The organism is Nannocystis sp. RBIL2, assembly GCF_026626745.1.
Taxonomy (GTDB): domain Bacteria; phylum Myxococcota_A; class Polyangia; order Nannocystales; family Nannocystaceae; genus Nannocystis.
Window position 1 is genome coordinate 2,380,147 of the sequence record NZ_JAPNJW010000002.1, and the last position, 21,741, is coordinate 2,401,887.

Here is a 21,741-nt window from a genome sequence, read left to right on the forward strand (position 1 = left end):
GCGGATCGCCTGCACAATTCGCCGCTAAGCCCCGGTGTGATACAGGGTAGAGGCGATGGTGGACGAGAAGCGACAGGACCTCGCGCCCGAGCGGGAGGCCGCGCTGCAGCGGCATGAGCAGGTGCTTTTGCGCGTGGCCCAGAGCGAGGCGATCGACGCCGGCGACCTCGATCGTGCGCTGGCGGTGCTGACGGAGGCCGCCGCCGAGGGCCTGCAGCTCGAGCGCTCGTCGGTGTGGATCTACACCGCCGACCAGGCCGCCATCGAATGCTTCGACCTCTACCTCCGCGGGTCGCACGAGCACCACACCGACCCTGTGCAGCAGCTCGACGCCAGCCTGTTCCCGTCCTACTTCCAGGCCCTCGCGGACGCGCGCGCCCTCGTCGTCCCCGACATCCACGACCACCCGGCCACCCGCGAGCTCGCGCGCGACTACCTCGCCCCGCTCGGCGTCGGCGCCCTGCTCGACGCCCCGCTCCGCCGCCGCGGCCGCCTCGTCGGCGTCCTCTGCAACGAGCAGATCGGCTCCACCCGGCAGTTCACGCGCGACGAGCTGCACTTCGTCGCCTCGCTGGCCGACACGGTCGCCCGGGCGCTCGACGCCGCCGACCGCCGCCGCGTCGAGGACGGCCTGGCCCACGCCAAGGCCGCGCTCGAGCAGCTCGACCGCGAGAACCGGGCCCTCATCACTCGCCTGCGCCGCAGCGTCGAGCGATTGTCCACACCTGTCCTCGAGGTCTGGAGCGACGTCCTCGCCCTGCCGATCATCGGCATCCTCGGCGAGGAGCGCAGCGCCCAGATGACCGAGCGCCTGCTCGGCGAGCTCGCGCGCACGCGGGCGCGCCACGTCATCCTCGACCTCACCGGCCTCGACGACTGCGACGAGCAGACCGCCTCCGCGATCGGCATCATGGCCCGCGCGGTCGGCCTGCTCGGCGCCGAGTGCGTCCTCTGCGGCGTGCGCCCCGACCTCGCCCGCGCCTTCGTCGACCTCGACCTCGACCTCCGCGGCATGCGGATCCTCCGCGACATGCGCCACGCCCTGCAGGACGTCGTCACCCGCCGCGCCGCCCAGGCCCGTCCGACCTCTACCTGATCGATGGGACATGTCTACCAGGACATGTCCCTACGGCCCGGTCAGCCCTCCCAGTAGCAATAGCCCGACTGGCACTGCATCCCGTCGGGACAGACCTGCCCGCCCGCGCAGTACAGGGCGCAGCCGGTGGCGCCGCTGCCGAGGATCGCCGCGCACACCGGCACCGCGGTGCCGGTGGCCGGCGGGGCGAAGCAGTCGCACACGTCGACGCAGTTGCGGATCCCGCACACGTTGAAGCCGCCGCTGGTCGGGGCCAGGCACAGCAGCTCGCCGTTGGTGCCGCTCGCCTGCCAGTCGCAGCCGGACAGGTTGCCGGGCTGACACTGACCCCAATCGCCGATCGCGTGGGCGGCACAGCCGTCGTCGACCGTCGAGGCCTCGCCGGCGGTGGTCGTCCCCGTCGTCGTCGTCGTCGTCGCCGTCCCGCTCGTGGTCGTCGTCGTCGACGACATCGACACCGCGGTGTCGGTCGGCTCCCCGACCTGGCCCTGGCAGGCGAACGACAGCGACAACAAGAGCGAGGCGGCGCGACGCGAGACGAGCATCGCCGCGATCCTACCTGAGTCGCCGCCGGCGACGCGCGACCCGCCTCGGACCTCGCACCTGCCGTGCTCACCCCGCGCCGGGCCCCTGTCGCCGCGATCACAGGCCCCGCGAATGCCGATGCACCCCCGCAGGACCGCCCGCCTCGCGCGCGATCGCCCGCAGCCGCCGGCCCGATCGCCGGTGGAGCCGCGCCGCCCGTCGCCCAGAAACGCCCGCATGCATTACTTCGTCCGCACCGCCCTCCTCCTCGCGGTCCTCGGCGCGCCGAACCCCGCGCGCGCCGACGACGACGACGAGTACCAGATCGGCAACAACCACGGCCGCATCGACCTGATCCACCTCGACAGCGCCGTCCAGGGCCGCGGCCCGTGCGTGCAGATGAAGCCGTCGATCCCCGGCAAGTCGGCCTGGGCCTGCCTGTGGCGCAACAACCCGCTCTACCCCGAGCTCCTCGGCCTCCTGCAGAGCGCCTTCATCGCCGGTAAGCGCTGCATCGTCTACTGGAGCGCGGTCGACAACAAGAGCCACAAGACCATCGACCGCGTCGAGTGCTGGCGCACCTGAACGCCGCTCGGCCAGGCGCAGCATGTCATGTCCACAAGGACATGTGCATATGAACATGTCTTTTAAAACATGTAATCAATCGGCTGGAGCCACGGTCGCCGTGGGAGCCTCGCCCACACCGCGCCGCCGGTCGACTGCGCCGATCCTCGCCGCGAACTGATATAGACTCCGCCGCATGCATATCCGTCCCCTGGCACCCGCCGTCGCGGCGTGCCTGGTCGTATCCCTCATCACGTCCCCCGTCGCGGCCGCCCCGGCCGGTGACGCGGCCGACCCGTTCGCCGCCGAGGCCACCGACCCAGCGAACGCAGTCCCGCCGCCCGCCGAACCCGCCCCGGCCGAACCACCTGCCCCGGCCGAGACAGACTGGTCGGCTTACGTCGATCGCCCGGTCATCCTCACCGTCCGCGGCCACGAGATGCGTGGTCGCGTGGTCGGCCACGACGCCGGCACAGTCGCCTTCAAGGAGCCCAACGGGGCGATCTCCGATCTGGCAAAGGCCGACATCACCGCAGTGCGCATCGACGAGGTCACCCGCCGCAGCGACCCCTCGCTCGACGAGGCGCCGTCGCGCCGCTCGCAGGTCGCGCAGGCCGAGCGCCGGGCCAAGCGCGCCGCCGAAGAGGCCGGCAGCTTCCACCATCGCGGCGCCTACTTGCTGGTCTCGCCGGGCCTCGTCGCCGTCCCGTTCCGCTCGCCGAGCACGGTGTTCTACCGCTGGGGCGCCAGCATCGGCGGCATCATCCCGGCGCAGAACTCGGCCTTCGTCGGCGCCTACGGCTTCACCTTCGAGCACCTCTTCAATCAGCAGAAGTTCACCTCGTTCTATCCCGACGAGAACCTGACCCGGTACACCGAGCGCCTCCGCACCCACGTCTTCCGCGCGCTCGGCGAGGTCCGCCTCGGCAGCGGCAGCGACAAGCTGTTCGGCTACGTCCTGCTCGGCGCCGGCTTCGCGGTGCTCCACGTCGCCAGCGACAAGTCGAGCAGCAGCCTCGACAGCACCGGGGCCGCCTTCTCCACCCCGTTCGGCGCCGGCATCCAGGGCATGCTCGGCGACCACTTCCTGCTCGGCTTCGAGCCGCGCGTGACCCTCGACATCGGCCGCGGCGGCGTCGCAGCGATGTTCGACGCCCGCCTCACTCTCGGCGCCAAGTTCTGACCGGCAGCGACTCTCGGATCACCGCCGGCGCGAGCGCTTGCCCCGCGGCAGCTCGTCGGCAGTCTCGGCGATCAGCCCGTCGCGGTCGAGCGACGCCGCGAGCAGCCACTCCGGATGATCCGGCGCCACATCGTCCTCGGTCCAGATCCGCGGCACCGGCACCGCCTCGCTGCGGTGGCTCACCATCCACGAGTTGCGGAACAGATCGCAGCTCAGGTGCAGCAGCTCGTCCTCCTCGTGGAACGCGATCGGCGGCACCAACGGCTGCAGCGCGTCGATCGTGCCGTCGACCCCGACGAAGTCCTCGGGCTGGAAGAACACCGCGCCGGCGAAGTGGACCGGCCCCAGCCGTTCGCGCGAGAGCACGTGGATCCGGCCGCCGTCGACCACGAACCGCGCCGGGTCGAGGAACAGCTCCTTGCCCAGCATCGTGATCGGCGCCGCGCAGATCCGCCGCAACGCCCACAGGCGGGCGCGGGCATACGCCGCGATCACCTCCTCGTGCCGCGGCGCGTCCCAGTCGTCGGGGAACGCCGCCTCGAAGTCCGGCGAGGACGGAAAGCTCATGCCGGGCAGCGGCGCCTCGGGCTCGGGGCACAGCGCCGGCTTGTTCAGCCGCGCAAACACCGGCTCGGGCGCCGGCGCCTGCTCGCGCAAAAACCCGGCGATCCACCCGCGCTCGCTCGCGCTGCGCACAAGCACCTGCGACCGGCCCAGCCCGCGGAACGGCACCCCGTCGATCGAGGCGTTCAGCAGATCGAGCAGCGCCAGGGCGGCGCCCTCGACCGGCGAGAACGCGGCGCGCGAGAACCAGTAGTCGAAGCCGTTGGTGACGAAGTGCGCCCCGCGGAATTGCTTGTGCAAGTACGGCTCGGCGGCGACCGGCGCCGGCGGCCCGCGCCAGTGCGCCGCCGCGGCCCGCTCGTACGCCGCGGAAGCCGACGCGGCCAGCTCCGCCGCGAACACGCTCTCGCAGTCGAGGTAGCACGCCTTGGCGAACACCTCGCCGATCGCCGCCGCATCCTCGAGCTCGCGGTCCTCGAACACCAGCTCGGTGCGCAGGAACACCTTGCGCCCGTCGACGTACGGCCGGCCCTCGTGCGCCAGCCCCTGCGCGAACACGACGGCAGTCATCGCCCCGATCTCCGCCAGCGTCGGCCCGTCGACGAAGCGCAGCGGCGCCTCCCCGCGGCCCGGCGTCAAATACAGCAGCAGCGTGTACTTCGACACGTGATGGCGCGCGCGATCGAAGTACGGCGAATCCACGTGGGCGGTGAACGGTGCGTCGCCCGGTTCGAAGCGGTTGCAGCGGAACACCGGATTGACGTGGACGAACCCCTGCAGCAGCGCGGGCGGCAGCGCCTCGCGCAGCGCGACCGTCAGCGCTGCCGCCAGCTCGGCGCTGTGGAAGATGAAGCGCAGCCCCCCGCGCGAGCGATCGGCCGGTCGCACGTACAACCCGAGCCCGTCGAGCTCACCCAGACGAGCCGCGAGCGCCGACGAGACCTGCGCGCGCAAACTCGTCACCCTGGACCCCAGCCGCGTCGCGCCGGTGAAGCGGACCGCCCCCCGCTGCAGCCCGGCGAACAGGCGATCGAGGCCGACGATATTCTCGCAGCAGTGATAGGCGAACTCCTCCGGGTCGACGAACGCCGCCGCCAGCTCCGGCAGCGCCGCGCACGGCCTGGCGAACCGCCCGCGCACAGTCTCATCGAGGGCCGCCGCAGCGACGAAGCGCAGCCGCTTGAACCGGGCCGTCGGGAACGGCGACAAGGACAGCCCCATCAGCCGCGTCGTCGGCTCCGCCTCGAGCGCCTCGACCTCGGCCCGCAGCCATCGCTCGGCCTCCGCGCGCGCCGCCCCCTCGAGCCCCTGCAGCGCGAAGAACCTGTCCCGCACCTCATCCCCGCGCTCGCCCGTCATCGCCCCTCCCGCGCTCGCCACGAGCGGACCAGATCGCGGGGCGATCGAGTCGACGACGCCAGCGCCCGCACGCCTGCCGCTTCGCTCCGCACCTCATCCCCGCGCTCGCCCGTCATCGCCCCTCCCGCGCCCGCCACAAGCGGACCAGCTCGCGGGGCAATCGAGTCGACGACGCCAGCGCCCGCACGCCCTCCGCCCCGAGCTCCGCCGCGTGCAAGAGCAGGGTCGTCAGCCCGCCCAGCCCCGGCGACTCGGCCAGCGCCGCCGCGCCTGCCGGCCCGATCGGGTTGTACCGCAGGTCGAGCACCTCCAGCCCCGCGAACACCGGCGCCCCTGCCAGCGCCATCAGACCCCGGCCCGTGAAGCGATTGCCCTGCAGGTACAGCGCTCGCACCCCGCCCAGCGCCTCACACCCGGCCAGCAGGACCACCCCCTCGTCCGAGAGCCCCGAGTGGCGCAGGTCGAGCACCCGCAGCTTCAGCGCCCGCTGCCCCGCCAGCGCGCGCGCCACCTGGTTGCCGCGCGCGCCGTAGCGGGCCCGCAGCGTCCGCAGGCGCCCCAGGTCGGCCTGCCCCAGCGCCACCAGCCCGCGCGCCGGCGCCTCCTCGGCGAAGGCGAGCTCGAGCCGGCTCACCAGCTGCGCCCGCCGATCTGCCATCAGCTCGCGCAGCCCGCGGGCGTCACGACGACCGCCGACATGCAACCTCACCCCGACGGCGAAGCCGTGGCGCCACTCGCAATCTTGCGCACTCGCGTTCGGCGGCGCCCGGTGGACCTGCTCGCGGGCCAGCCAGCCCGGGACCAGCGCCCGCTCCTCCGCCGTCGCCGCCAGCGCCTCGAACCCGAACCAGTCCGCGCGCGGGTCGCCTTGCGCCCGCAACCACGCCCCGTAGGCCGCCCACGCCTCGGCGTCGTCCGGATCGTCGAGGAGCCGCTCCTCGAGCGTCGCCGAGCCGGTCACGCCCGTCTCCATCCATGCCCCTCGGAGCATGTCCCATGGAACATGCCCGATCGATCATTTTCAAAAGGACATGTCTCTTTCAACATGTCCATCGGCACACCCTGCGCCCGCGACCACCGGCGCGGGGCGCCCCGGCCGCCGGAATGTCGCCCGCCGATCCGTCGCCCAGCGTCACGATCCCGCCGAGCCGCACCGACCTCGGGGCGGCCCGGTTCGTGATCGATCCGCGCGCGCGTCTTCGCGGTCGCGGCGTCACCGCCGGCGTCCACGCCGGCCGCGGTGGCCGCTGAAGCGCCGATCGGCGCCGACACCCACGCGACGCGGCGAACCATCACCGCGCCAGGGTATCTCGACCGGCGAGCCGGGCGGAACACCATCGCCGCGCCTCGCCCCGGCGATCGCCGACCGCCTCGCCACCGCTCGCCGGCGCGAGAACGCACGCACCATGGGCCACGCCCTCCGCTATCCTCCCCCCGCTCTCGCGCACATGTCCCAGGAACACTCTGATTCCTCGCTCCCCCCGCGCTTCGACGTCGTGATCGGCGGAGGCGGGCTCGCCGGCCAAGCCCTCGCGCGCCTGCTCCGGCGCGAGCTCCCCGAGGCCAGCGTCTGCGTCATCGAGCGTCAGCGGCGGCCGCTGCCCGTGGCCGCGCACAAGGTCGGCGAGTCCTCGGTCGAGCTGTCCTCGCACTTCTTCAGCGTCGTCCTCGGCCTCGACGAGTACCTGCGGGCCAAGCACTACCTCAAGAACGGCCTGCGCTTCTACCCCGGCGGCGGCCACACCCACGCGCTCGAGGATCGCACCGAGATCGGCCCGCCCGAGCGGGCCACGGTGCCCTCCTTCCAGCTCGACCGCGGCCGCCTCGAACAGGACCTTCGGGACATGAACGAAGAGGCAGGCGTCCACCTGATCGAGGGCTGCGTCGTCAAGGACGTCGAGCTCGTCGAGGGCGATGGCGACCACCTCGTCCGCTTCGAGGCCCACGGCGGCGGCGACCCGCAGACCGTGCGGGCCGGGTGGTTCGTCGACGCCACCGGCCGCCGCGGCCTGTTGCGCGGCAAGCTCGGCCTCACCCGCCCGAGCGGCCACCTCGCCCACGCTGCCTGGTGGCGCGTGCCCGGCCGCGTCGACGTCGCCGACCTCGTCCCGGCCGACGCCACCGCGTGGCACCAGCGCGACCCGGAGCACATCCGCTGGTACTCGACCGTCCACTTCATGGGGCCTGGCTACTGGCTCTGGTACATCCCGCTGGCCCCCGGCGACGACGGTCAGGACCACACCTCGATCGGCATCGTCGTCCACGACGAGCTGCACCCCTTCGACACCGTCCGCACCCGCGAGCGCGCGCTCGCCTGGGTCGAGAAGCACGAGCCGCGCTGCTTCGCCCAGATCAAGGACCTGCCGATGGTCGACTTCCTGACCCTCAAGCACTACAGCCACGCGACCGCGCGCATGTTCTCGCCGCAGCGCTGGTCGCTGATCGGCGACGCCGGCGCCTTCCACGACCCCTTCTACTCGCCGGGCTCCGACTTCATCGCCCTCGCCGCCTCGTTCACCCTCGAGATCCTCAAGGCCCGCCTGCGCGGCGGCGACGTCGCCGAGGTCGCCGAGCGCTTCGATCGCCTCTACCTGCAGTTCTTCGACACCACCTGCGAGCTGTACCGCAAGGCCGCCCCGATCTACGGCAGCCCGCGCGTGCTGCCGGCCAAGGTCTACTGGGACGACTTCGTCTACTGGTCGTTCGTCTGCCAGTACTTCTTCCGCGGCATCTTCAAGCTGCCGGCGGACCAGCACGAGCGCTTCGAGCTGCTCGGCCACGAGTTCGCGGCGCTGCAGTTCCGCGCCCAGAAGCTGCTGAGCGAGTGGGCCCGCCGGGTCGACAACACCCCGCGCCCGATCAATGTCGTCCTGCCGGTGATCCCGTCGCTGCTCGCCAGCCTCTACCTCGACCTCATGCGCGACATGAGCCCCGACGAGACCTACGCGTACATGCGCGACAAGCTGGCCCAGGCCGGCGAGATCCTCGGCGAGCTGGCCCTGCGCGCCCTCGCCGAGGTCGGCCCCGAGCAGCGCGACGAGCTCGCCCGCGCCGTCGACCTCCCGAGCTGGCCGCAGCGCCCTCCGGCCGACCGGATCGCCAACGAGGCCGAGGTCGGCGGCAAGCGCCGCCGCTCCCTCCCGCCGATCGTCCGCGACATGGAGCGCACCCTCGGCCGCGTCCCCGGCGAACACGACGCCGCCGCACTCGAGGGCCTGGTCGCCCGCGCCTACGCCCGCCCCGAGCACGCGGGCGTCTGAAGTCTCCTCCCATCAAGGGACATGCTCCCAGGAGCATGTCCCTTCAGACCGGCCCGATGCGACATGCCACGAAGGACATGCTCTTCGGAACATGTCCTCGCGGCTGACCTCGGCCGGAGCGCCGCGCGGCGCGGGACCGTCCGTCCGCGGCGATGGCATCGCGCAGCGGCAGCGCGCCGAGGTCGACGCGCGCCGACGCCGTCCTGAGAGCCGCGCCTCAGCCGCGCGAGGCGGTGACGCGCGGACAGCCGACCTCGACCAGGTAGCCCTCGGGCGCCCGGCAGTAGGTGCGGGTGCTGCGGTTGTCGGTCTCGACGGGCGAGATCGGCAGGCCGGCCGCGGTCGCGCGGGCATGCACCGCGTGGACGAGCGCGACGTCGTCGACGAGGAAGCCGACGTGGAACCCCTCGGGGTAAGCCACGGCCTCGCGGCGCTGCAGCACGAGGACGAAGCCTGCCCCGTCGCCGAGGATGGCGATCACCGGCGAGCGCCGGTTCGACTGCAGCTCGAGGCCGAAGATCTGCTCAAAGAATTCGACGCTGCGAGCGACGTCGGTGACCTGGAGATCGAGATGATTCAAGCGCATGGTGAGCCTTTCGGGCGCGAAGCGCCCCGAAATGGCCGTGGGAACTCACCCTCGCGGGGGAACATCGACCCGCAGGAGCGCGGGCTGACCGGGGCTCACCGAACCGGTCCACCTTTTTCGGCCGCGACGAATCTACCCGCTCCCCCCGCCTCCGCGCAAGGGTCGTGACCGCCCGGTCCCGAAACATGTCCCCAAGGACATGTTTCGGGCGAGCCACCCCGCCCACTGCCACGCCACATGCCCGAAAGGACATGTCCGTGCCGTCGCACGCAGCTTGCCGCCCGCTCATCGTTCACCGCGGGTCATGCCGGGCTGCGCTGCGGGAGTGACCGGGGGCCGCCGGCGCCATCTCGCTCCGAGTTGCCGGTTCAGGCCGAATACGCTGGCCCTCGCGCCGCCGGCCTCGACCGCCTCGCGTCACCTGAACTATCATCCGCCCCGGATTGCCTGCGAGTGCGCCACATCCCGACCCGGGTGCCACGACGGACCCCGGGCCTTGCCTCGACGAGACCGCCCTGGCCCAGTTCGTCGACGGCGCCGGCACCGACGTCTCGCGGGCCGCGGTCGAGCGCCACATCGACGGCTGCCGCGCCTGCTTCGAGCTCGTCACTCGCTACGCCCAGGCCTACCTCAGCCGCGGCACCGGCGACGTCGACGACGGCGACGACGCCCCGCCCCTGCTGCGCGGCGACTGCCTCGGGCGCTACGTCGTGCTCGACTGCATCGGCATGGGCAGCATGGGCACCGTTTACTCCGCCTTCGACCCCGAGCTCGATCGCCGCGTCGCGCTCAAGCTGCTGCGGGTCCGCCCCGAGGCCGACGCCGGCTGGCGCGCGATCCAGCCGCGGCTGTTGCGGGAGGCCCGGGCGCTGGCCCAGCTCTCGCACCCCAACGTCGTCACCATCTACGACGTCGGCGCCCTGGCCCAGCGGGTGTTCATCGCCACCGAGCTCGTCGACGGCTGCACCCTCCGCCAGTGGCTCGCGCAGCGGCCCCGCGGGTGGCGCGAGATCGTCGACGTCTTCCTCGCCGCGGGTGAAGGCCTCGCCGCCGCGCACGCGGCCGGCATCGTCCACCGCGACTTCAAGCCCGACAACGTCCTGGTCGGCGCCGACGACCGCGTCCGCGTCGCCGACTTCGGCATGGCCCGCGTCTTCTCGGCCGAGAATTCGCCCGCAGTCGCGGCCGACGATCCCGACGCCCTCGCGGTCACCGGCGCGCTGCTCGGCACGCCGGCCTACATGGCCCCCGAGCAGCTCGACGGCCGCCCCGCCGACGCTCGCAGCGATCAGTTCAGCTTCTGCGTCGCCCTCTACGAGGCGGTCTGCGGCGTCCGGCCGTTTCCCGGGCGCACCCTGACCGAGCTCTCCGATCACGTGCGCCGCGGCGACCTGCGCCCCGCGCCGCCCGACCGCGTCCTGCCGGCCTGGCTGGCGGCGATCCTCGCCCGCGGCCTCGCGGTCCAGCCGGCCGCGCGTCACCCCGACATGCGGGCCCTGCTCGCCGCGCTGCGGGCCACGCCTCGCCGCCGCGCGCGTCGACGCCTGCTCGCCGCCGGCCTGCTCGCGCTCGTCGCCACTGCCGCCGGCGGCTACGTGGTCGCCCAGCAGAGCGCCCCGGAGCCGTGGTCGCAAGTGTGCAGCGGGGCGCAGGACAAGCTGCGCGGCGTCTGGGACGCGCCGACCCGCCAGACCGCCCAGGCCGCCTTCGCCGCCTCCCGGGCCCCCTACGCCGCTGCCGCCTGGGCCTCGGTCGGCCCGCGCCTCGACGGCCACACAGCCGCCTGGGCCGCCGCCTACACCGAGAATTGCCTGGCCACGCGGGCCCGCGGCGAGCAATCCGAAGCCGTCATGGACCTGCGCGTCGCCTGCCTCGATCGCCGCCTCGACGAGCTGAGCGCCCTCACCGGGGTCCTCGTCGCCGCCGACGCCGAGGTCGTCCTCGCCGCGCCGGCCATGGCTCACGCGCTCGGCGGCCTGCAGACCTGCGGCGACATCGAAGCCCTCCAGGCCCGCGGCCGCCCCGATCCCGGCCGCCCCGAGGCAGCGGCGCTGCAGGCCGAGATCGCCCGGGCCCGCGCCCTCCGCCGCGCCGGCAAGCTGTCCCAGGCGCGCAGCCAGGCCGAAGCAGCCCTCGCGCGGGCCCGCGAGCTCGAGCTCGGCTGGCCCGCCGCCGAGGCCGGAGTCGAGGTCGGCCGGGCCCAGGCCGAGCTCGCGGAGGACCTCGCGGCCGCCGAGCAGACCCTCGCCGACGCGGTCTGGGCCGCCGAGGCAGGCGGCGACGTCGAGGCCGCCGCCGACGGGTGGATCGAGCTCGTCCACGTCCGCCGGGCCCGAGCCGAGTACGCGGCGGCCGAGGAAGCGGCCCGGCGCGCCGACGCGGCGGTCCATCGCCTGGCCGACGACGCCCGCGCCGCGCAGCTCGCAGTGCGCGTCGGCCAGCTCCACAGCGCCCGCGGCCAGTACGACCCGGCGCTCGCCAGCTACCGCGCCGCCCTGGCCGGCTTCGAGGCGCTGGGCCCCGCCTACGAGGCCGACGCCGCGCGGGCCCACAGCGACATCGGCGTCGGCCTGCAGCGCCAGGGTCGCCACGACGAAGCCCTCGCCTCCTTCCACCGCGCCGCCGAGGCGCTGGAGCGCGTGTTCGGCCCCGATCACCCCGACGTCGCCGTGGTACGCAACAACATCGGCGCCACCCTCAGTCGGCTCGGCCGGCGCAGCGAGGCCGTCGCGCTGTTCCGCCAGGTCCTCGCCACGCGCGAGCGGACGTTCGGGCGCGGCCACCCGCGCACCCTGACCGCCCTTCAGAACATCGCCACGGTCCAGGGCGAGCTCGGCGAGCACGGCGAGGCCCGCGATCTGCTGCGGCAGGTGCTGGCGATCCAGGAGCGCACTCTCGGCCCGGAGCACCCCGACATCGGCCTCACCCTCAACAACCTCGCCATCACCCTGCGCGCCCTGGACGCCCGCGACCAGGCCCGCGCCCTGCTCGAGCGCGGCGTTCGCATCCAGGAGCGCGGCCTCGGGTCCGAGCACCCGACCCTCGCCCTCACCCTGATCGCCCTCGGCGGCGAGCAGATGCACGCCGGCGACCTCGACACCGCCCTGGCCTCGTACACGCGCGCCCTGGCGATCCGCACCAAACACTTCGGCCCCGAGCACGAGCTGGTCGGCCGGGCCCAGAAGCGCCTCGGCGACTGTCAGCAGCGCCTGGGCCGGACCGACGACGCGATCGCCAGCTTCGAGCGCGCCCTCGCCGTCCTGACCCGCGGCGCCGACCCGTTCGGCCCGCTGGAAGCGCAGCTGTCCCTCGGGCGAACGCTGTGGACGCGCCCCGCAGAGCGGCCCCGGGCGGCGCAGATGATGGTCGACACCCGCGAGCAGCTGCGCACGATGAAGGACCCGAGCCCGCAGCTGCGCGACTCGGTCGACACCTGGTTCGCGGCCCACCCCGAGGCCCTCGCGCTCACCCGGACCGCGGCCCGCTGACGCATCATCGCCTGTCCTTTGGAACATTTCTCCAAGGACATGTCCACCGAGACATGTCCTTCGAGACACACTCCATCACCCCGACAGCAGCCGCTGCACGCTCACCTCGAGCATGCTGTCGATGAGCCGCATGATGCTCGCGTACTCGCCCTCGCTCAGGTGGAGCCGGCCGCGCAGCTGCTCGCGCGTGCCTGCCAGCAGCTCCTCGCGGCTGCGGGCGATCCACCGCGCCGCGGTCGCCCGGTGGACTCCCTGCAGCGCCCCGATCTGGTCGATGCTCAGGCGCTCCACCAGGTGCTGGCGCAGCGTGTTGCGCGAGCGTGGGTCGAGCTCGGCCAGCGCCGCCGCGAACGCCTGGCGGAACGCGTCGCGGTAGTGCCGCTTGAGGTAGTCGAGCTCGGGGTCGGTCGTCGTCGCCAGCTCCTCGAGGTTGGCGGCAGGCTCGCCCGTGTCGGCCACGATCCGCCGCGCCTGCGCGCGCTCGAGGTCGATGCCCGCGCGCACCACCGTCACCCGCACCCACGCTCGCAGCCCGCCCTGCCCGCTGAACTCGGCCAGCCGCGGCGGCAGCTCCCCGCGCGGCGCCAGCAGCTTCTCGAGCACCAGCTGGACCATGTCGTCGGCCCCCGGCCCGTCGCGGCGCGAGCGGACCGCCGCCGCCACGCTGACCCGCACGAACCGCTCGGTGAACGCAGCGATCGCCCGGCGGTCGCCGTGGACGCACGCGCAGGCCAGATAGAGATCCTCGATCGCCATCGCCTCGAGCGCCGCCACGCGATCGCCCTCGCCCGGCACGCGCGCCTCGAGGTGCGCCTGGAACATCGCCGGCGCCACCTCGAGGCCGGGCCAGGCCGCCGCCCCGCGGCTCACCGCGCGCGCGAGCGCGGCCGCGAGCTCGCGCGCATCGGCAGGCGGACTGGACGGGGGCGTGGACACGGCGCGGACGGCATCCTGCCACAATTCCGCCGCCCGGGAGCACGGGGACCGCTCCGCGCGGGCGCTCCCCCCGTCCGCTGTCACGATCCCGGTGGGATCGCCGACCTCGCCGCCGCGGTCATTGCTTGACGACCTCGATCGTGTAGCTGCCGTTGCTGGCGCCGATGTTGCGGGCGACGATGAAGAACACCCCCGGCTGGGTGGTGATCACCGCGCTCTCCGCCTGACCGATGCCGAACATGTTCACGGTGCCGAACTCGGACGCGTCGGCCTGGTAGAAGTCGAGCTGGATGTCGTCGTCCGGGTCGGGCGTGGCGATCACCGCGTAGTCGCCGGCGATGGCGATGTTGACCAGGAACAGGTCGGCGTCGGTCTTGGTCTGGAATGTGCGCGAGACCTTGTCGCCGGCCTGCAGCACCTCGTCGTCCTTGTCGGCGCCGAACGTCATGTCGCCCGCGCACGCGTACTGGTCGACCGCCACCTGCACGCACAGGCCGGTCACTCCCTGCGCGCCGCAGTCGTTGGCGACGTTCTGCGTGCACGACACGGTGCACATGTCGAACCCGCCGACCAGGCACAGGCCGCTCGCGCACTCTTCCCCCGCCTTGCAGCTCTCACCGAACTGCTTGCTGCCGTTGCACGTGAAGCCGTCGCCGGTGAAGCCGTCCTCGCAGGCACACTTGTAGCCGCCGTCCTGGTTGGTGCAGGACGCGTTCGGGCTGCACATGTCGAGGTCTTCGTTGCACTCGTCGACGTCGGAGCAGGTGAAGCCGTTGCCCTTGTAGCCCTCGTTGCAGGCGCAGTCGTAGCCGCCGGGCGTGTTGGAGCAGGTCGCGTCGACGGCGCAGTCGTTCTTGCCCGCGCACTCGTCGAGGTCGGCGCAGGTCTGCCCGTCGCCCTCGAAGCCCTCGTCGCACACGCACGTGTCGCCGCGGCAGCTCGCGTTCTCGCCGCAGGCGTCGCACGGATCGACCGCGTTGGTGGTGCTGGTGGTGGTCGGGTCGTCGGGCGTCCCGGTGGTGGTGGTGTCGTCGCTCGTCGTGGCGTCTTCGCCCGTCGTGGTCTGCGGCGAGGTCTCGCTGGTCGGCCCGGGGTCGGTCGCGGTGACGCCGGCCGTGGCGGTGAGGGGGTCGCTGCCGCTGTCGCCGCAAGCGGCGAGGGCGAGGGTGAGCAGCGAGGTCGAGAAAGTGCGCGATGCGGAATTCATCTCGCAGGAGAAGGACGAGCCCTTCCCGCCCAGGTCGCACGCGCCCGACGACAATTTTCAGCCCTTCTTCATATGAGGAACCACCCGCGCAGCGCCGAGCAGGCCCGACCTCGCCGAGTCCATGCCCGCAGGGCCAATCGAGCTCGGCAGCGCCTTGCCCCGAGGACATGCCCGAAAGCACATGCCCTCGAGGCCAGCCGCTCACCGCACGAAGTTGAGATGATAGTGCGGCGTGCTCGTGCGACTCTCGTCGACCACCGCGATCCCGCGGGCCTTCGCCAGCTTCTTCAGGATCGCCCGCTCGCGCTTGTCGAGGTCGAGGCAGCGGACGTCGACCGCCCCCTCGCGCAGGTGCTTCGACACGTAGTCGCCCGCGGCCACCTGGGTGCGGATCACCGCAGTCAGGGCCGCCAGCGCCGCCGCCCGTCCGGCCTCGCGCGCCTTCGCGTAGGCCTCCGCGACCGCCCTGGCCGCCGACTTGTTGGCGTAGTTGCGGACCACGTCGTCGCCGCGCTCGAGGTTGCGGAGCATCAGCTCCGCCTGCACCTCGGGCCGCCGCGTGCCGTCGGTGATCACCAGCGGCTTGCCGGTCGCCCGCCGAAACGCCGCCGCCAGCTCGGCCAGCCGCGCCTCGATCGCCGGCGGCACCTCCACCCCCGGCGTCCGCGAGTAATCACCGCTCGCCTCGTCGCTCGCCCCCTCGCTCGCGCGCACGACCTCGCCCGCCGCCGCCTCGCCGCTCGCGGGTTCGCCCGTCAGCGCCACGAGCAGCGCGATCCATGTGCCGGTCATCCCCGCGACCATACCTCACCTGTCGAGCTGCCCCACGGCCCGTCGCGCGCTTTCGCGCCCTCGTCGCCTTGCCTTGCCTTGTTAAATCGGCCCCGACCTGTTTACCCTGCCCTCGTGATCGCGCGATCGCTCCTCGTCCTCGCCCTCCTGGCCGCCTGCGGCTCCGAAGCGGCCAAGACCGCCCCCGCGCCGGCAGCCGAGCCGCCCGCCAAGGCCGCCGAGCCGCCCGCCAAGGCCCAGCCGTACGCCGAGCCCAAGCTGAACCCGCCTGCCCCGCCCGCCGGCGCCGCCCTGCTGCCCGACCGCAAGAAGCCGATCTACGTCCAGCGCTGCGACGAAGGCCACGCCTGCCCCGACAAGCTGCAGCCGGCCGGCGAGACCCATTGCCGCGACCTCGAGCTCGGCGGCTTCAAGCACTGGCGCCTGCCCGACCGCGACGAGGTCAAGCGCTTCGGCGAGATCGCCGACCTCGAGCAGGCGGAGGGCTTCCACTGGACCCGCACCGCCTTCGCCGAGGACGCCGCGCAGGCCTGGATCGTCGACCCGAAGTCGGGCCAGGAGACCACCATCCCGCGCGACCGCAAGCCGTTCCGCGTCCGCTGCGTGTTCGAGCCGTGACGCCCAGGCCGCCGCCCTCGGGGCGCTTCGCGCGGCGTTCGAGCCGCGCGCCCGGGCCTGCTATCGTCGCCGGCGTGCGCCGCCTCGCCGTCGTCCTCGCCCTCGCCGCCTGTCGCCCGCCGTCGCTGCCGGCGGTGACCGACGGCGACACCGGAGGCGCGACCACGACGCCCGGCAGCGGCAGCTCGAGCACCACGGGCTGCATGCAGAGCGGCGACTGCGAGACCGACGCGATCTGCGTCGCCGACTACGGCCAGACCACCGGCGAGCTCGGCGGGGAGCGCGGTCCGGCCGCGTGCGCCGACGAGAGCGCCTGCATCGGCGCGCTCGACCTCACGCGCTGGTGCTTCGATCACCAGTCCTGCTGCGGCGACCTGCGCTGCCGCACCGCCGACGGCATCTGCGAGCCACCTGACCTCGGGGTCACCACCGGCGCGACCACGAGCGACGGCGACACCACCACCACGACCGGCGACACCACCACCACCGGCGACACCACCACGACCGGCGACACCACCACCACCACCGGCGACACCACCACCACGGGCTCGACCTCGAGCAGCTCGACGACCACGGGTTGACGTCGCCGACGATCGACCTCGCGCCTCGAGACCGGCGCACACGAGTTCGCGGGCGGGCGACCTCAGGTCAGCTCGCCGGCCGCGCGCCCGGCGCTCGGGCTCAACCGACCCGGTAGTTGTGGGCCAGCCGCACGTACTTGTGCGCCAGGCCACGGTGCATCGCCTCGTCGGCGGCCGTCAGCGTGCGGATCACCTTGCCGGGGGCTCCGAGCACGAGCGAGTGCGGCGGCACCACGGTGCCGGCGGTGACCAGCGCGCCGGCGCCGACGATCGAGCCCTCGCCGATCACCGCGCCGTCGAGGATGGTCGCCTGGATCCCGACCAGCGTGCCGCCGCCGATCCGGCAGCCGTGGACGACCGCTCGGTGGCCGATCACGACCTCTTCGGCGACGAAGGTCGGATCGTTGTCGCCGAGGTGGATCACCGTGCCGTCCTGCACATTGCTGCGCTCGCGGATCTCGACGCGGTTCACGTCGCCGCGCAGGACGCAGCCGTACCAGACGCTCACGTCGTCGGCGAGCACCACCTCGCCGATCACGGCCGCGCCTGCGGCAATCCTGACGCGCTGCCCCACCTCGGGCGCGCGGTCGAGATAGCGCTCGACGATGGCCCCCGGAAAGCGGGCCCGCAGGGCGCTGGCGCGGTCCTCGGCCGCCGCGGCACCCGCCGGCGGAGCTTCCACGCACACCACGGAATCCACCACTGTTCGCGACGCCATGACGGCCCGAAGTCTACCCCTCTCGCTCGAGGGCTTGCCATCCCCGCGTACGATCGCGTAGAAAAGCCCCGTGGCAGCGTCGACGCGATCCAAACCCGCCAAAAAGGCCACCAAGGCCACGGCCGCCAAGAGCACCAGCGCCAAGAAGGCCAGCGCCAAGGTAGCGCCCAAGAAGGCTCCCGCCCCGGCCAAGAAGGTCGCCGCCGCGAAGCCCGCCGAGAAGCCGGCCAAGGCGGCCAAGCCCGCCAAGGTCGCCGCCAAGGCGACCCCGGCCAAGCCCGCCAAGCCCACCAAGCCGGCGGTCGAGGAGCCGAAGAAGGCCGCCAAGGCCAAGCCAGCCGCCAAGACCGAGGCCAAGGCCAAGGTGCCGGCCAAGGCCGCCAAGGCCAAGCCGGCCGAGGTCGCCAAGCCCGCGCGCAAGCCGGCCAAGGCCCGCGAGCCCGAGTTCGAGGACGAGGACGAGGTCGAAGCCGAGGTCGAGACCGACGAGGAGATCGACGAGGTCGAGGCCGAGGGCGAGGATGAAGGCGCCGACATCGATGACGAGGGCGCCGAGGCCGGCGGCGGCAACGAGCTCGACGAGGCCGCGCTGACCCGCGCCACCCCCGCCGCGCCCGCTGCGCCGCTGTCCCCGCTCACGCTTCAGCCCGCCGTCCCGCCGGCCGAGCGCAAGAAGAGCGTCCTGGAGATCGCCGAGGAGGACGACGAGTTCGATGACGAGCCGCCGCCGCCCAGCCTCGAGAACCTGGGCGGCCTGCTGCAGCGGATCCACCACCTCGCGCAGTTCGGCACCGAGGTCGAGATCCGCGAGGAGCTGCCGCCGCTGGTCGAGCTGCTCGAGCAGATCGAGGACCCGGCCGTGCTGCCGCGCCTGCTCGACCTGCTCGAGGACAACGACCCGCACGGGGTCTACTGGAACATTCTCTACGTCCTCGAGAAGTTCGACCAGTACCTCGGCGTGCTCCTGGGCGGCCTGCCCTCGCTCTACCACCGCGCGCCGGAGTGGGCCTACACCTGCGTGATCCGGATCCTCCGCACCCGCGGCGACGAGGACGATTGCACCGCGCAGTTCGAGCAGATCATCAACAACGGCCCGGCCGACACCCGCACGCTGATGCTGCAGATCCTCCGCGAGCTCAGCGAGCACCCCGAGACCGACCCCGACCAGCGGCAGAACATCGCCCGCACGATCACTGCGATCGGCGGCGACACCCCCGTCGCCGACAAGGCACCCGAGCCGGCGCCGGCGAGCTGAGATGCCGTCGCGCTCCCGCCCGAGCCCCAAGTCGCCCCGCCCCCGCTCCGACCGCGCCCCTCGTGGCGCGACGGACGCGGGTGCGTCGACGTCCACCACCGTACGGCTGAGCCCGCCTGCCGCCGCGGCCGACCCGGTCGTGACCCGCCAGGTCTCCCCGCTCGGCCCCGAGCAGTGCACCGTCACCGTCCGCGAGGACGCGCTGCCCGAGGGTCCGTCCGAGCTCGTGCTCGACCTGCGGATCGCCCCGCAGAACCGCGCGGCCATGGCCCTCCGCCGCGGCCTCGCCGAGCGCGCCCCCGGCTTCAACGTCGCCGTCGTCGGCCGCCGCGGCACCGGCCGCACCTTCACCGCGGTCGCCCTCGCCCGCGAGGAGGCCCGGCGCCGCCCCGCCCCGCGCGACCTCGTCCTGCTCGTCAACCCTCGCTGGCCTTTGGAACCTGTCCCTGCGTTCCTGCCCGCAGGAGCAGGTCCGGCCTTCGTCCGCGCCATGGAGGAGCTGCACGCCCGCCTCGAGGCCGCCGTCCACGACGTGTTCGAGGGCCGCGTCCGCCACCGGCTGCAGGTCGAGATCCACCGCGAGCAGAGCGCGGCCGAGCGCAAGATCCACGACCAGCTGAGCAAGATCGCCGCCGAGCACGGCCTCGGCCTGGTCGCCGGCGACGACGGCTTCGACTTCGTCCCGCTCGAGGACGAGGACGACGAGGACGAGGTCGCCAGCCCCGAAACCGCCCCCACGGGCGACCCCGCCAGCGACGCCGAGGACAGCGAGGCCGAGGCCGAGGCCCGGCTCAACCGCCAGGTGCTCGACGCGATCGAGGCCGTGCGCCCGCACGTCGAGGAGACCCAGCGCCAGCTGGCGCTGCTCGAGGCGGAGATCCAGCAGACCCTGCTGCAGCGCCAGCGCGCCGCCCTGCGCAACAACATCGCCGCCAGCTTCGCCGCGGTGCCCGAGCGCGCCTTGCCGACCGATCAGGTGCGCAAGTACAGCCAGCGGCTGCACGAGCACCTGCAGCAGGTCTACCACCTCGAAGAGGGCCACCACCTGCCGCTGACGAGCGTGCCGCTGCCGCCCGGCCTGGTCGTGCCGACGCTGCTCGTCACCAGCCGCCCGGACGACGTCGCGCCGATCATCCACGCGCAGAACGTCACCCTCTCGGGCCTGTTCGGCCGCGTCGTCGCCGGTTCGAACGACAGCCGCTACCCCGAGCCCGGCACGATCCTCGCGGGCGACCTGCACCGCGCCAACGGCGGCTTTCTCATCATCGACGCCGAGGCGCTGGTCAAGCGCGAGGCCGTCTACGAGCACCTCAAGGCTTGCCTGCTCGCGCGCGCGATCCAGCCGCACGAGGAGGACGAGGGCCCGAGCCTGCGGATCCAGCCGGTCGAGCTCGACGTCAAGGTCGTGCTGGTCGCCGACCCCGACCTGATCCACCAGTTGCAGGAGCTCGACCCCGAGTTCAGCCGCCTGTTCAAGATCAGGGCCGACTTCGAGGACGACATGTCCTTCGAGGAAGGTCTGCGCGTGTACCCTGGCGTGGCCGCCTGGCTGGCCTCGAACCGCGGCCTGTCCCGCTGCTCGCGCAGCGCCGTCGCGTTCTTGATGCAGTACGGCGCCCGCTTGGCCGAGGACCAGCACCGCCTCACCACCAACCTCGGCCTGCTCAGCGACCTCATCACCGAGGCCACCTCTCTGGCCAAGGACGCCGACGAGCTGACCGAGGAGCACCTGCGAGCCGCGTTCCGGCTGATGCAGGACCGTCAGGGGCAGATGCGCGACCGCCTGCTCGACCTCCACCGCTACGGACTCATCCGCGTCGAGGTCTCGGGTCACAGCGTCGGCCAGATCAACGGCCTCGCCGTCGTCAGCGACGGCTTCCAGTCGGTCGGCCGCCCCAGCCGCGTCACCGCGGTCACCTACGCCGGCAGCCACGGCCCGCTCAACATCGAGCGCGAGGTCGAGATGTCGGGCCCGATCCACAGCAAGGGCGTGCTGATCCTGAGCGGCTACCTGCACGACCGCTTCGCCCGCGACTTCCCGCTCAGCTTCGGCGCCTCGGTGGTGTTCGAGCAGACCTACACCCCGATCGAGGGCGACTCGGCCTCCACCGCCGAGCTGTTCGCCATCCTGTCGAGCCTGTCGGGCCTGCCCGCGCGCCAGGACATCGGCGTCACCGGCAGCGTCGACCAGCGCGGCCGCGTCCTCCCGGTCGGCGGCGTCAACGAGAAGATCGAGGGCTTCTTCGAGGTCTGCCGCGCCCACGCCCTGACCGGCACCCAGGGCGTCGTCATCCCCGAGAGCAACGTCCGCAACCTCGTGCTCGGCGAGGACGTGCTCGAGGCGATCGCCCAGGGCCGCTTCTTCATCTGGCCGATCAGCACCGTGGAGGAGGGCGTCGAGCTCATCCTCGGCGAACCCGCCGGCACCCCGACCGAGCCCGACGACGACGCCGCCGCCTTCCGCTACCCCGAGCGCACCGTCTACGGCCGCGTCGAGCGGCGAATCGCCCGCCTGCGCCGGCTCGCCACCCCACCGCGCGGCTGAGCGCCGGGGCCCCGAGCGCAGCGACGACGAGCCCGCACGCCGGGGCTCGTCGGCCTTCGCTCGCGCGAGCTCCTGTCCCAAAGGACATTCAACTCGAGCCGTTCGCCTCCCCCGCCGCGATCCCGTTGCTGCCGTCAGGATGTCGGCTTGAGCCGTTCGGCTGATTCAAGTCGATCTGCACAAGGGAGCGAGCAGGACTCGTCACGCTCACTTGGTAGCGGATCAAGTCATCCACTGCCGGTCCGCAGGCCTCGGTCCGCGCGACACGTGCTGCGAGGGCTTCGACGGAGCCTGCAACGAATCGTGGCACCGCGAAAGGCCGCTGGTACTCATACGAGTCGATCCTCGACAATGGCCATAGTGCACGCTCCGTCAGCGCACGCCCCGGCCCCCCGCGACCATGACGCACACCTTACATATCGACAGTCTCCCGGCGCCCCCGCCGTGCGCGCCCGATCCCCCAA

The 21,741-nt window shown here is 72.9% G+C and carries 17 protein-coding genes; 9 read left to right on the forward strand and 8 right to left on the reverse strand.

Going from position 1 to position 21,741, the window contains the following annotated elements; translation table 11 throughout:
- Positions 1-55: 55 nt before the first annotated feature.
- Complete coding sequence (locus OV090_RS34565) at positions 56-1,096, forward strand: GAF domain-containing protein (protein WP_267708958.1); 1,041 nt, start codon at positions 56-58, stop codon at positions 1,094-1,096.
- A gap of 41 nt (positions 1,097-1,137) precedes the next feature.
- Here the strand turns inward: OV090_RS34565 and OV090_RS34570 are convergent, their stop codons facing one another.
- Positions 1,138-1,641 (reverse strand): hypothetical protein, encoded by a 504-nt coding sequence (locus OV090_RS34570; protein ID WP_267708959.1) that lies wholly within the window; start codon positions 1,639-1,641, stop codon positions 1,138-1,140.
- A gap of 217 nt (positions 1,642-1,858) precedes the next feature.
- Between OV090_RS34570 and OV090_RS34575 the strand changes: the two genes are divergently transcribed.
- Positions 1,859-2,206 carry a hypothetical protein gene (locus OV090_RS34575; RefSeq protein ID WP_267708960.1) on the forward strand — a complete coding sequence of 116 codons (348 nt, stop codon included), beginning with the start codon at positions 1,859-1,861 and terminating at the stop codon, positions 2,204-2,206.
- A gap of 175 nt (positions 2,207-2,381) precedes the next feature.
- Positions 2,382-3,368 (forward strand): hypothetical protein, encoded by a 987-nt coding sequence (locus tag OV090_RS34580; protein WP_267708961.1) that lies wholly within the window; start codon positions 2,382-2,384, stop codon positions 3,366-3,368.
- 18 nt (positions 3,369-3,386) lie between these two features.
- Here the strand turns inward: OV090_RS34580 and OV090_RS34585 are convergent, their stop codons facing one another.
- Together OV090_RS34585 and OV090_RS34590 are read right to left on the reverse strand one after the other, a co-directional pair.
- The gene (locus tag OV090_RS34585; RefSeq protein ID WP_267708962.1) at positions 3,387-5,312 is read right to left on the reverse strand and encodes a hypothetical protein; all 1,926 of its coding nucleotides are present in this window, start codon (positions 5,310-5,312) and stop codon (positions 3,387-3,389) included.
- A gap of 91 nt (positions 5,313-5,403) precedes the next feature.
- Positions 5,404-6,282, reverse strand: a complete 879-nt coding sequence (locus tag OV090_RS34590) for a hypothetical protein (RefSeq protein ID WP_267708963.1) — start codon at positions 6,280-6,282, stop codon at positions 5,404-5,406.
- Between the two features lie 457 nt (positions 6,283-6,739).
- Here OV090_RS34590 and OV090_RS34595 point away from each other — a divergent pair, with 457 nt between their 5' ends.
- Positions 6,740-8,551, forward strand: a complete 1,812-nt coding sequence (locus OV090_RS34595; RefSeq protein ID WP_267708964.1) for a tryptophan 7-halogenase — start codon at positions 6,740-6,742, stop codon at positions 8,549-8,551.
- Positions 8,552-8,768: 217 nt separating this feature from the next.
- Here OV090_RS34595 and OV090_RS34600 read toward each other — a convergent pair whose 3' ends face one another.
- The gene (locus OV090_RS34600; RefSeq protein ID WP_267708965.1) at positions 8,769-9,137 is read right to left on the reverse strand and encodes a VOC family protein; all 369 of its coding nucleotides are present in this window, start codon (positions 9,135-9,137) and stop codon (positions 8,769-8,771) included.
- Between the two features lie 443 nt (positions 9,138-9,580).
- On the opposite strand from OV090_RS34600, the gene OV090_RS34605 reads away from it, so the two are divergent.
- Positions 9,581-12,625 carry a serine/threonine-protein kinase gene (locus OV090_RS34605; protein ID WP_267708966.1) on the forward strand — a complete coding sequence of 1,015 codons (3,045 nt, stop codon included), beginning with the start codon at positions 9,581-9,583 and terminating at the stop codon, positions 12,623-12,625.
- 75 nt (positions 12,626-12,700) lie between these two features.
- On the opposite strand, the gene OV090_RS34610 is transcribed toward OV090_RS34605, so the two are convergent.
- The 3 genes from OV090_RS34610 to OV090_RS34620 all read right to left on the reverse strand — a co-directional run bounded on the left by OV090_RS34610 (position 12,701) and on the right by OV090_RS34620 (position 15,560).
- Complete coding sequence (locus OV090_RS34610) at positions 12,701-13,561, reverse strand: sigma-70 family RNA polymerase sigma factor (protein WP_267708967.1); 861 nt, start codon at positions 13,559-13,561, stop codon at positions 12,701-12,703.
- Between the two features lie 118 nt (positions 13,562-13,679).
- Positions 13,680-14,768: a calcium-binding EGF-like domain-containing protein gene (locus tag OV090_RS34615; RefSeq protein ID WP_267708968.1), complete on the reverse strand. Its 1,089-nt coding sequence runs from the start codon at positions 14,766-14,768 to the stop codon at positions 13,680-13,682.
- Positions 14,769-14,969: 201 nt separating this feature from the next.
- Positions 14,970-15,560: a hypothetical protein gene (locus OV090_RS34620; protein ID WP_267708969.1), complete on the reverse strand. Its 591-nt coding sequence runs from the start codon at positions 15,558-15,560 to the stop codon at positions 14,970-14,972.
- 114 nt (positions 15,561-15,674) lie between these two features.
- On the opposite strand from OV090_RS34620, the gene OV090_RS34625 reads away from it, so the two are divergent.
- On the forward strand, positions 15,675-16,178 hold the full coding sequence (locus tag OV090_RS34625; protein WP_267708970.1) for a DUF1566 domain-containing protein: 504 nt from the start codon (positions 15,675-15,677) through the stop codon (positions 16,176-16,178).
- A 74-nt stretch (positions 16,179-16,252) separates the two neighbouring features.
- Complete coding sequence (locus tag OV090_RS34630) at positions 16,253-16,759, forward strand: hypothetical protein (RefSeq protein ID WP_267708971.1); 507 nt, start codon at positions 16,253-16,255, stop codon at positions 16,757-16,759.
- 100 nt (positions 16,760-16,859) lie between these two features.
- Here OV090_RS34630 and OV090_RS34635 read toward each other — a convergent pair whose 3' ends face one another.
- Positions 16,860-17,477, reverse strand: a complete 618-nt coding sequence (locus OV090_RS34635; RefSeq protein WP_267708972.1) for a gamma carbonic anhydrase family protein — start codon at positions 17,475-17,477, stop codon at positions 16,860-16,862.
- A 70-nt stretch (positions 17,478-17,547) separates the two neighbouring features.
- Between OV090_RS34635 and OV090_RS34640 the strand changes: the two genes are divergently transcribed.
- Positions 17,548-18,732, forward strand: a complete 1,185-nt coding sequence (locus OV090_RS34640; protein ID WP_267708973.1) for a hypothetical protein — start codon at positions 17,548-17,550, stop codon at positions 18,730-18,732.
- Positions 18,733-18,871: 139 nt separating this feature from the next.
- The gene (locus OV090_RS34645; protein ID WP_267708974.1) at positions 18,872-21,277 is read left to right on the forward strand and encodes an AAA family ATPase; all 2,406 of its coding nucleotides are present in this window, start codon (positions 18,872-18,874) and stop codon (positions 21,275-21,277) included.
- Positions 21,278-21,741: the final 464 nt, after the last annotated feature.